This is a genomic window from Pseudopontixanthobacter vadosimaris (assembly GCF_012979275.1).
Classification (GTDB): Bacteria; Pseudomonadota; Alphaproteobacteria; order Sphingomonadales; family Sphingomonadaceae; genus Pseudopontixanthobacter; species Pseudopontixanthobacter vadosimaris.
Window position 1 is genome coordinate 196,920 of record NZ_JABASZ010000037.1, and the last position, 10,034, is coordinate 206,953.

The 10,034-nt window shown below is 63.2% G+C and carries 9 protein-coding genes and 1 pseudogene; 7 read left to right on the plus strand and 3 right to left on the minus strand.

The features are described from left to right. The first annotated feature begins 28 nt into the window (after positions 1 to 28). Both HG250_RS09995 and HG250_RS10000 read left to right on the plus strand, forming a co-directional pair. Positions 29 to 976 (plus strand): XdhC family protein, encoded by a 948-nt coding sequence (locus HG250_RS09995; RefSeq protein ID WP_170005157.1) that lies wholly within the window; start codon positions 29 to 31, stop codon positions 974 to 976. After that, a complete protein-coding gene (locus HG250_RS10000; protein ID WP_170005158.1) occupies positions 966 to 1,559 on the plus strand; it encodes a nucleotidyltransferase family protein in 594 nt (197 codons plus the stop codon). The genes HG250_RS09995 and HG250_RS10000 overlap by 11 nt, the downstream gene beginning before the upstream one ends. On the opposite strand, the gene HG250_RS10005 is transcribed toward HG250_RS10000, so the two are convergent. The 3 genes from HG250_RS10005 to HG250_RS10015 are packed head-to-tail and all read right to left on the minus strand — an operon-like array spanning position 1,534 to position 5,224. Further along, positions 1,534 to 3,747 (minus strand): xanthine dehydrogenase family protein molybdopterin-binding subunit, encoded by a 2,214-nt coding sequence (locus HG250_RS10005; RefSeq protein ID WP_170005159.1) that lies wholly within the window; start codon positions 3,745 to 3,747, stop codon positions 1,534 to 1,536. The two genes, HG250_RS10000 and HG250_RS10005, sit on opposite strands and share 26 nt — an antisense overlap. After that, positions 3,744 to 4,727, minus strand: a complete 984-nt coding sequence (locus HG250_RS10010) for an FAD binding domain-containing protein (protein WP_170005160.1) — start codon at positions 4,725 to 4,727, stop codon at positions 3,744 to 3,746. Before HG250_RS10010 ends, HG250_RS10005 begins: the two co-directional genes overlap by 4 nt. After that, on the minus strand, positions 4,724 to 5,224 hold the full coding sequence (locus tag HG250_RS10015; RefSeq protein ID WP_170005161.1) for a 2Fe-2S iron-sulfur cluster-binding protein: 501 nt from the start codon (positions 5,222 to 5,224) through the stop codon (positions 4,724 to 4,726). The genes HG250_RS10010 and HG250_RS10015 overlap by 4 nt, the downstream gene beginning before the upstream one ends. 220 nt (positions 5,225 to 5,444) lie before the next feature. Between HG250_RS10015 and HG250_RS10020 the strand changes: the two genes are divergently transcribed. The 5 genes and pseudogenes from HG250_RS10020 to HG250_RS10040 all read left to right on the plus strand — a co-directional run. Then, complete coding sequence (locus HG250_RS10020; protein WP_170005162.1) at positions 5,445 to 6,659, plus strand: PQQ-dependent sugar dehydrogenase; 1,215 nt, start codon at positions 5,445 to 5,447, stop codon at positions 6,657 to 6,659. A gap of 84 nt (positions 6,660 to 6,743) precedes the next feature. Beyond that, positions 6,744 to 6,968: a response regulator gene (locus tag HG250_RS10025; protein WP_170005163.1), complete on the plus strand. Its 225-nt coding sequence runs from the start codon at positions 6,744 to 6,746 to the stop codon at positions 6,966 to 6,968. Then, positions 6,965 to 7,183 (plus strand): response regulator transcription factor KdpE, encoded by a 219-nt coding sequence (locus HG250_RS10030; RefSeq protein ID WP_338103902.1) that lies wholly within the window; start codon positions 6,965 to 6,967, stop codon positions 7,181 to 7,183. Before HG250_RS10025 ends, HG250_RS10030 begins: the two co-directional genes overlap by 4 nt. A 129-nt stretch (positions 7,184 to 7,312) precedes the next feature. After that, positions 7,313 to 9,382 (plus strand): catalase, encoded by a 2,070-nt coding sequence (locus tag HG250_RS10035; RefSeq protein WP_170005164.1) that lies wholly within the window; start codon positions 7,313 to 7,315, stop codon positions 9,380 to 9,382. 164 nt (positions 9,383 to 9,546) lie between these two features. Then, a pseudogene (locus HG250_RS10040) lies at positions 9,547 to 9,805 on the plus strand (transposase); the annotation flags it as partial. Positions 9,806 to 10,034: the final 229 nt, after the last annotated feature.

Here is a 10,034-nt window from a genome sequence, read left to right on the forward strand (position 1 = left end):
GCCGCCCTGCAGAAAGTTACGCCCCGTCATGCCCGCATCCGCGATCCATCCTTCCGCCCGGTTTCGGACTGATGCGCCACAGGCGGGGCGCGGGGGTTCGCCCGGCCCATTCGGCGGGTTGAACGATCACGCCGCCCTGCGCGCCGCCTGCGACGATGGCGCGGGGCTTTGCACCATAATCGGGATCGACGGCAGTTTTTCGCGTCGGCTGGGCGCGCAACTGGCGATTTCGGCGCGCGGTGAGATCGTCGGCAGCCTGTCCGACGGATGCCTCGAACAGGAACTCGTCACCTGCATGGACCGGGTGCGTCTGGATGGCCGGCCGGTGGTGCAACGCTATGGCAGCGGGTCCGACATCATCGATTTCCGTCTGCCCTGCGGCAGCGGCCTCGACATCCTGCTGGACCCTGCCCCGCGGCGCGATGATCTTCGCGAAGCCGTCGCCCTGCTGGACGGACGGCAACCGGCGGTGCTGCGCCTTCCGGTGCAGCAACCGGGCCTGCTGGACCGCCGGCATTATATCCCGGCGCCGAGGCTGCTGGTTTTCGGGCACGGCCCGGAGGTCGTTGCGCTTGGCAGACTCGCTGGCGCGGCGGGCGTGGCGTGCAGCAGTTTCTGCAAGGACGATCCCGCCTCCGGCCTGTCCCTCGGCCGCCCGCCGGCAGATGTGGAAGCAGATGCCTGGACCGCCATTGTCCTGCTTTTCCACGACCATGAATGGGAACTGCCGATCCTGGAATGGGCAGTCTCGACATCCGCTTTTTATATCGGCGCACAGGGCGGCGCGAATGCTCGCGAGGCACGCCGTGCGGGGCTGGAAGCGGCGGGACTGCCTCCCAGGCAGATCGAGCGCATCCGCAGCCCCATCGGGTTGATTCCGAAAGCCCGCGATCCGCAGGTTCTGGGCCTGTCCGTGCTGGCGGATATCATCGCGCACTATGAAAACTTGCACGACCGGGCCGCCGATGCGGGCTGATATCCTGCCGGTGGTCCTGGCGGCAGGGCGCGGCAGGCGGTTCGGCGGCGGCAAGCTGGATGCGGTGTGCGCGGGCCAGCGCGTCGGTTCGCATGTGCTGGCCGCCATTGCAAAAGCCGGCATCGCGCCGGGCGTGATCGTGGTTGCACCGGATATGCCGGCGTTTGCGAAAGCCGCGACGCATTGGCGAAAAGCAGTGAACGAGCGAGCGGAATGCGGCCTCGGCAGTTCGCTGGCGCTCGCCGCGCAGATCGCGTCCCGAGACGGTAATCCGGCGATGCTGGTCATGCTGGCGGACATGCCGCTGCTTTCACCCGCTTATCTGGTCACGCTCTCCGCCTGCCCGACACCTGCGGCTACTCGTTACCCGTCAGGCGCGCCCGGCGTTCCGGCGGTGTTACCAGCCTCGCTCTATCCGCGTCTGATGCAACTGGACGGCGACAAGGGGGCGACATCGCTGCTGGCAGACAGGAACGACCTGACCCTGTGCGAGCCGCCGCCCGACATGCTGACCGACGTGGACCGCCCGGACGATCTTGCCCGGGCGGCCCGCCTGCTCAGATGTCGGGAAGCTCGGCGATAAGCTTGTCCGGCGTCATCGGAAAGCTGCGCAGCCGGACGCCGCACGCGTTGTAGATCGCGTTGCAGATCGCGCCCGCACCGCCGCAGATGCCGAGCTCGCCCACGCCCTTTGCCTGGAGCGGGCTGGCGGCGGGGTCGCGTTCCTCGACCATGATGACATTCAGATGCGGCACGTCGCGGTTCACCGGCACGTGATATTCCGCCAGATCGTGATTGACGAGATGACCGTCGCGGCGGTCGAACATCATGCTTTCCGTCAGCGCGCTGCCGATGCACCAAACCATGCCGCCCATGCACTGGGATTTCGCGGTCTTTTCATTCAGCACCCTGCCGATGCCGAAAGCTCCGCTCATGCGCCGGACGCGGGTTTCGCCGGTATGGGCATTCACGGCGACCTCGGTGAAGAAGGCGCCATAGGAGGCTTGCGAGAAGTCATCTTCCGTATCACCCGGTTCAAGCTTCCCCAGTTTTTCGATATTCCTGCCGTTCAGCAGTTCAGGCAGCGATTGCCGCCTGTTGCTGTGAATGGCGAAACCGTCCTTCAGCGTCAGGTCCTCGTCCTTGCACCCGAGCATGTCGCATAATTCCTCGCGGATGGCCTCGCAGGCGATCTGCACCGCCGAGCCGCTGGATGACGCGCCCCAGCTGCCGCCGGAACCCGGCCCCGTGGCGAGATTGCTGTCGCCCAGCCGGACCAGAACGTCAGCGGGGTCCAGCCCCAGCATTTCGCCCGCAATCTGGCCCAGGACGGTGTAGGTTCCGGTGCCGATATCGGTCATGTCGGTGGCGACCACGGCCGTGCCGTCCTCCATCAGCGTGACGGATGCCTCGGCCTTGGCAATATTGTGGATGCGGGCGGCGGTAGCCATGCCGGTGCCGATCCACCATTCCCCCTCGCGCCGCTGCGCCGGACGGCGATCGTCATCGTCCCAGCCGAACGCTTCCGCGCCGGCCTTCAGGCACTCGGCCAGCCGCCGGGAGCTGTAGGGTATATCGTCGGAGGGATGGCGTTCGGGAATGTTGCGGAGGCGCAGTTCGACGGGGCCGATGCCGCTCTTTTCGGCCAGCTCATCCATCGCCGCTTCCAGCGCCTGCATACCGACAGCTTCGCCCGGCGCGCGGACGGAGCCGGCGGTCATGCGATGAATGCGCGCCATTTCGACCTTCAGCACGCGGTCCTGCCCCGGATAGAGGAAGGCGCTGGCCTGGGTGACCGGCTCGGCAAATTCCTCTTCCGGCAGGTTCGTGACTTTCGCCTCGTGTCCGAAGCCCTGAAGGCGCCCGTCCGAATCCGCCGCAAGGCGCAGGCGCTGCGTGGTTTCGGTCCTGCGAATGACGCTGTGGAAGACCTGCTGACGCGACAGCACCACCCGTACCGGGCGGCCCAGCTGCATCGCGGCGACCGATGCCGCCGCGACATCGGGGCTGATGCCCAGCTTCGATCCGAAACCGCCGCCGACATAGGGTGACAACAGATGAACGTTTTCCGCATCCAGGCCCAGGGAATCGGCCAACTCGTCGATATTGTAGTTCAACATCTGCAGGCTGGCATGCACGGTCAGCTTCGTGCCGTCCCATTCGGCCAGTGCGGCGTGGGGTTCCATCGGCGCGCTGTTGTGGCCTTCGGTCGTGTAGGTCGCGTCGATCGCATGGGCCGCTTCCGCCATCGCCTGCGGCAAGGCACCCTGCTGCACGGTTTCGGTGTCGGGCGCTTCTTCCCAGACTTTCGCATCTTCGGGGTTCAGGACAAGTTCGCCAGCATCATCGGCATTATAGGTGATCTTCAGTCGCCTGGCCGCATCGCGCGCCTGTTCGAAACTTTCCGCCACGACGACCGCGACGGGCTGCCCCCAGTAATCCACCTGGCGCACCTGCTGCACGGGCGCTTCACCGGCACCGCCCTGCGCGGGACGGGCGATCATGCGCTGATCGGAAATGACCGCCAGCACGCCGGGCATGTCCATGACCGATCCCTCGTCGATGGAAACCACTTCGCCCTTGCTGATCGTCGCCGTGACCAGAACGCCGTTCGCTGCATTCGAGGCCGGGAATTCCGCCGCATAGGTGGCGACGCCGCTGACCTTGTCCGGCCCTTCCAGCCGGTTCCTCGGCTTGCCGATAGTGCCCTGCGCCATGCGGTCGAGGAGGTTGCGTTCGTCCGGCTGGTCGAGAGTGATGCTCTTACTCATGTCGATGCTCCTGTCGCTTCGCGCAGCACGGCCTTCACCGTGCGCCGCGCCAGCGGAATCTTGAAATCGTTCTCGCCGTAGCCTTCCGCATCTTCCAGCAGCAGGTCGGCGACGTGATCGAACAATGCATCGCTCGGCTTCGCGCCGGTCAATGCCGCATCGATACGCAGATCGTGCCAGGGCTTGTGCGCCATGCTGCCGAAGGCGAGACTGGCGCGGGAAATTGCGCCTTCTTCCATGCGGAGGGCCGCGGCGATGGAAACCAGCGCAAAGGCATAGGACGAACGTTCGCGCACCTTGCGATACAATTGCGTGCCGCCGACCGGCGCCGGCAGGGTCACGCCGGTGATCACTTCGCCCGCCTCCAGAACATTGTCCAATTCCGGCCTCTCGCCGGGTAGCCGGTGAAAATCGCGCACCCTGACGCTGCGCGAAGCCTTGTCCGGCCCGGCAATCTCGACGGTAGCGTCCAGCGCATACATCGCCACTGCCATGTCGCCCGGATAGGTGGCGATACAGTTCTCGTTTGCTCCCAGCACGGCATGGATGCGGTTCCGGCCGTTCAGCGCGCTGCACCCGGTGCCGGGCTCGCGCTTGTTGCAAGGCATGTCGATATTCATAAAATAATAGCAGCGGGTGCGCTGGCACAGATTGCCGCCCGTGGTCGCCTTATTGCGGAGCTGCCCGCTGGCCCCTGCAAGGATCGCGCGGGACAGCAGCGGCCAGTCCGCCCTGATCCGCGGGTCGGCGGCGCAGGTGCTGTTCGACACCAGCGCACCGATGCGGATGCCGCCCTCGCCGGTCGGTTCTATCTTGTCGAGGCCGATCCGGTTGATGTCGACGAGCGTTTCGGGCGTTTCAACCTGCAGTTTCATCAGGTCGAGCAGATTGGTGCCGCCGGCGATCAGCGTAGCGCCGTCGCGGTCGAGCAGGGACGCATGGTCAAGGCCATCGGGCCGCTGATAATCAAACGGCCTCATCGTGCGTCCTCCTTCACCTGCGTAATCGCGTCCACGATGTTGGAATAGGCCCCGCAGCGGCACAGATTGCCGCTCATCCTTTCGCGGATTTCCTCAGGAGTCAGTTCGGCTTCGGCGGTCAGGTCCCCGGTGACGGCACTTGGCCAGCCGGCCTGCGCCTCGTCCAGCATCGCCTTCGCCGAACAGATCTGCCCCGGCGTGCAGTAACCGCATTGATAGCCGTCATGATCGACAAAAGCGGCTTGCAACGGATGCATGTCCTGCGGCGTGCCCAGCCCCTCGATCGTCGTGATCTCGTCATCCTCGTGCATCACCGCCAGCGTCAGGCAGCTGTTGATGCGCTGCCCGTTCACCAGCACGGTGCAGGCGCCGCATTGCCCATGGTCGCACCCCTTCTTGGTGCCCGTCAGGCCGCAGTCGCGACGCAGGAAGTCGAGTAGAGATGTGCGGGGGTCCCCTTCGAAGCCCTGCGTGGTGCCGTTGATTGCCAGTTTCATGAATGCTCCTTGATGCACCCCTCCAATGCACGAGGGGCAGAACGGTTCATATTCCTGACATTCCGTTCAGCGACCGATTCAGGCCGTTCAGCGACGGGGTCAGACCCCTCAGCGACGGGTTCAGGCCGTTCAGCGACCGGTGCAGGCAGGTGCGCCGAGAGGCCGGATGGAACGGAAAATCACGCCCCCGGTTCTATTCGCGAACACTCAGGAGAACCACATGAAGAACCGAGCCACCCTGATTGCCGGCGCCGCCAAAGCGAGCCTCGGGCTTTCACTGCTGATGGCGGCAGGCACAGCGCCTGCTCAACCGCGCAGCCAGGTAGAGTCCGTCGCGACGGGCGATGGAGTGGTGGCGGCAATGGAAGTCGCCGACGAACTCGACACGCCCTGGGGCATGGACTTTCTTCCCGATGGCCGCATGCTGGTGACGGAGCTTCCGGGCAATCTCGTCATCGTATCGCCGGATGGCACGGTTTCCCGCGCGGTTCAGGGCACACCGAATGTATTTGCCCAGGGTCAGGGCGGGTTGATGGACGTGGCCTTGCACCCTGATTTCGCGCGAAACAGCATGGTCTATCTCTCCTTCGCCGAACCCGGCGATGGCGGGCAGGCGGGTACCGCGCTGGGGCGCGGCAGGCTGGTGAACGACCGGATCGAGAATTTCGAGGTGATCTGGCGGCAGAACAAGCTGGTGGGGCCCAACCATTTCGGCAATCGCATCGTCTTCGCGCCAGACGGCAAGATCTTTCTGACCCTTGGAGAACGGTTCCAGTTCGGGCCGGCGCAGGATCTGTCGAACACCCTTGGCGCGATCATACGTCTGAACGATGACGGATCGATCCCTGCCGACAATCCCTTCGCCGGTCAGGCCGGGGCCGATGGCGCGATCTGGTCCTACGGGCATCGCAACATCGAATCCGCGGCAATCGATCCCGATACCGGGCAATTGTGGGTGGCCGAGATGGGACCCCTTGGCGGGGACGAACTCAACATGGTCAGGCGCGGCGTTAATTACGGCTGGCCCGTCGTCAGCTGGGGCATCAATTACAACGGGGTCGACATACCCAATCCGCCGGAATTCCCGCAATATGAAGATGCGGTGCATCACTGGAGCCCGGTCAGATCGCCATCGGGCATGATCGTCTATACGGGCGACATGTTCCCCGAGTGGCGGGGCGATATTTTTTTCGGCGCCCTGTCCGCAGGTGGGGTGGAGCGGGTGGACATGGAAAACGGCCGGGTGGTCGGAACCGAGTTCATCCCTTTCAACACGCGCATCCGCGAAGTCGCACAGGGGCCGGACGGCGCGATCTATCTGCTGACCAACAAGAGCGAAAGCGGGGGCGAGTTGTGGCGGCTGACGCGCATGGAAATCCGCCCCGCTTCGGCAGATGGCGGACGGAGCGGCCCGGGCGCGGCAACGCCGCGCTGAAGCGGCAGTGGGGCTGCACCCGAACGGAATGGCGCGCGCCGTATTTCAGGTTACGGCCCACGCCGGGCGAAACAGAAGCTGCCCATGCTGCAGGTGCTCTTCACATCGGGCTACACGCAAAACGCCATCGTTCATGCCGGTCGGCTGGATGAGGGGGTCCGACTGATTGCAAAACCGTTCACGCGTGAGCGGCTGGCGCAGAAAATAGGCGCGGTGCTGGCACTGCGGCCCGCCGCGCCGCTGCCCGGCTCGCCCCCACCCAATTCACGGCCGCCAGAAGGATATTTTCAGAGCAGACATTCGATGTGATCGTGGCAGATCTGGGGTTGCCCGACGGTTCCGGCGTGGACCTGGTGCGCGAGGCTCTGGAGCAGGACGAGAGCGTCGCCATGATCGTCGCTTCAGGCCGCGATGCCCGGAGTTCCTTCGAGGATCTGGCCCGGAACGGGCGGATCGCCCATATCGCCAAACCCTATGAGATCGCGGGCCTGCGGTCCGTCTTCATGGAAGTGCAGGCAGGCTGAGAAGACCGCGCCTTCCGAAAAACGATAACTGCGCCTCAAAATCGGCATGAGCCAGTGTTTTCGGCCAAAGAGAAATGCAACCAATGGCGCGGGTTCTCGTTGACTGGCAATATACCCAGGAGAACTCGCATGAAAGATATCGATCTGTCCAAAGGCGGTGCCAATCACCAGAAGGCGAAGGGCACGGACGACACGATGACCACCGCGCAAGGGGTTGCGGTTGCCGATGACCAGAACTGGCTCAAGGCAGGTGCGCGTGGTCCCGGCCTGCTCGAAGACCAGATCGCCAGGGAAAAGATCTTTCATTTCGATCACGAACGGATTCCGGAACGCGTCGTTCACGCGCGTGGCTACGGCGTACATGGCCATTTCGAACTGAAGGAAGCCATTCCTGAACTGAGCCGTGCCGCCATCTTCAACGAAACCGGCGTGAAGACGCCCACCTTCACCCGCTTCTCGACCGTCGCGGGGAACAAGGGCTCTCCCGATCTGGCGCGGGACGTGCGCGGTTTTGCCACGAAGTTCTACACCAAGGAAGGCAATTGGGATCTTGTCGGCAACAACATTCCCGTGTTCTTCATCCAGGACGCCATCAAGTTTCCCGATCTGGTCCATGCCGCAAAGCCTGCACCCGATCGCGGCTTCCCGCAGGCCCAGACGGCCCATGACAATTTCTGGGATTTCATCTCGCTGTCACCTGAGGCGATGCACATGGTCATGTGGATCATGTCCGACCGGGCGATCCCCCGCAGCTTCCGCTTCATGGAAGGTTTCGGCGTCCACACCTTCCGGCTGCTGAATGCCAAAGGCGAAAGCCATTACGTCAAGTTCCACTGGAAGCCGAAACAGGGTCTGCAGTCGGTCATCTGGAACGAGGCGCTGAAGATCAACGGCTCCGATCCCGACTTCCATCGCCGCGACATGTGGGATGCTATCGATGCCGGTGATTTCCCCAAGTGGGATCTCGGCATACAGGTGTTCGACGACAATTTCGCTGACCAGTTCGAATTCGACATTCTGGATGCGACCAAGATCATTCCGGAAGAACAGGTGCCGGTGCGGATCATCGGCACGCTGACGCTGGATGCAAATGTCGACAATTTCTTTGCCGAGACCGAACAGGTTGCCTTCTGCACGCAGAATGTCGTGCCCGGTATCGACTTCACAAACGATCCGCTTCTGCAGGGGCGCAATTTCTCCTATCTGGATACCCAGCTGAAACGGCTTGGCGGACCGAACTTCACCCATATCCCGATCAACGCGCCGCGTTGTCCGGTGCGTCATTACCAGCAGGATGGTCACATGGCGATGACCAATCCCAAGGGGCGGGTGAATTATGAACCCAACAGCTGGGACCACGGCGAAGGCCCGCGGGAAAATCCGCAGGCCGGCTTCACCAGTTTCGCCGAAAAGGTTGACGGCGTGAAACAGCGGGTGCGGAGCGAAATGTTTGCGGATCATTACAGTCAGGCGCGGCAGTTTTACATTTCGCAGACCGCAGTGGAGCAGACCCATATGGCCAATGCGCTCACCTTCGAACTGTCGAAGGTGGAGCGGGCCGACATTCGCACACGCATGGTCGGCCACCTGCTGAACATCGATGACGGCCTTGCACAGGAGGTCGCCGACGGCCTCGGCCTGGCCGAATTGCCGCCCAGAATCGAAGCTGCACGAGAGCCGTTGAACGATTTGCCGGCATCCGATGCCCTGTCCATTCTCAAGAACGGACCCGGCAGCTTCAAGGGTCGCAAGCTGGGTATCTACATCGCCGAGGGTGGCGATGCGGACATGGTGGATGCCTTGAAGGAAGCGGCGAAGGCTGCCGGAGGTATGGTCGAGATCATAGCTCCGCATATCGCGGGCGCCAAATTGTCGAATGGGCAAGTGGTCGCTGCCGATCAGAAAATTGACGGCGGTGCATCGGTGCTTTACGATGCTGTTGCCTTGGTGATGGGCAAGGCTGCCGCCGAAAATTTTGCCAAGGACAAGCCGAGCATCGACTTCGTCAACGATGCCTTCGCCCATGCCAAATTCATCGCCTACGCACCGGACGTACGGCCACTTCTGAGCGGTGCAGGTGTGGCGGATCGCATGGATGACGGCTTCGTCGAACTCACCGGCAAGAACATGACGGGCAGCTTTATCGACAAATGCGGCGAACTTCGCTTTTGGCAGCGGGACGCTGTCAAACAGGACTGACCGGATGTGACGGCGGAGGGGCAGGCGCTTGCCGCTCCGCTGTTCCACAAGGGAGCACGCCGCGCCTGCTCGCCAATGCCGACGGCTTCATCCGCTATCGTGCCCGCGAGAAGGACCGTGGTGCCTGTAAATCGAAAGAACGTCGCACGCCGAAGCTGGCGGCACGCAAGATCATGCGGTGTGTCCACGAAGGCGCTCGCGACCTGGCTTACGATATCGCCACCAGTGACGCCTATCTCGTCTCGCGCCGCCCGCGCAAGAAGGTCGAGATGCTGTTCGCCCACCTCAAATGCATCCTCAAGCTGGATCGTTTGCGCCAGCGCGGTTCGACCGGAGCAAAAGATGAGTTCCACCTCGCCGCCGCAGCCCAGAACCTTCGGAAACTGGAAGATGCAGCCGATGCCGAGCCTTGCACCCGCCTGAGCCGATCGGTGAAGCCGCTCGGCCATAGTGCGGAGCGGTCTTCAACCCGCGCCAGCAGCGACTTCTCCAACAGAATAGGGTCGCTAGCTGAATTGCCGGTTTTAGGCTTCGTGGACAAAGCTTGACCTGAGACTCGACCGCTGATTCAAGGCTACCTTTTGGAGGCAGCATTGGGTGAGCGGGTTGGTGTGTCGGGTGACGAGTGGGCTTTGATCGGCCCACTGCTACC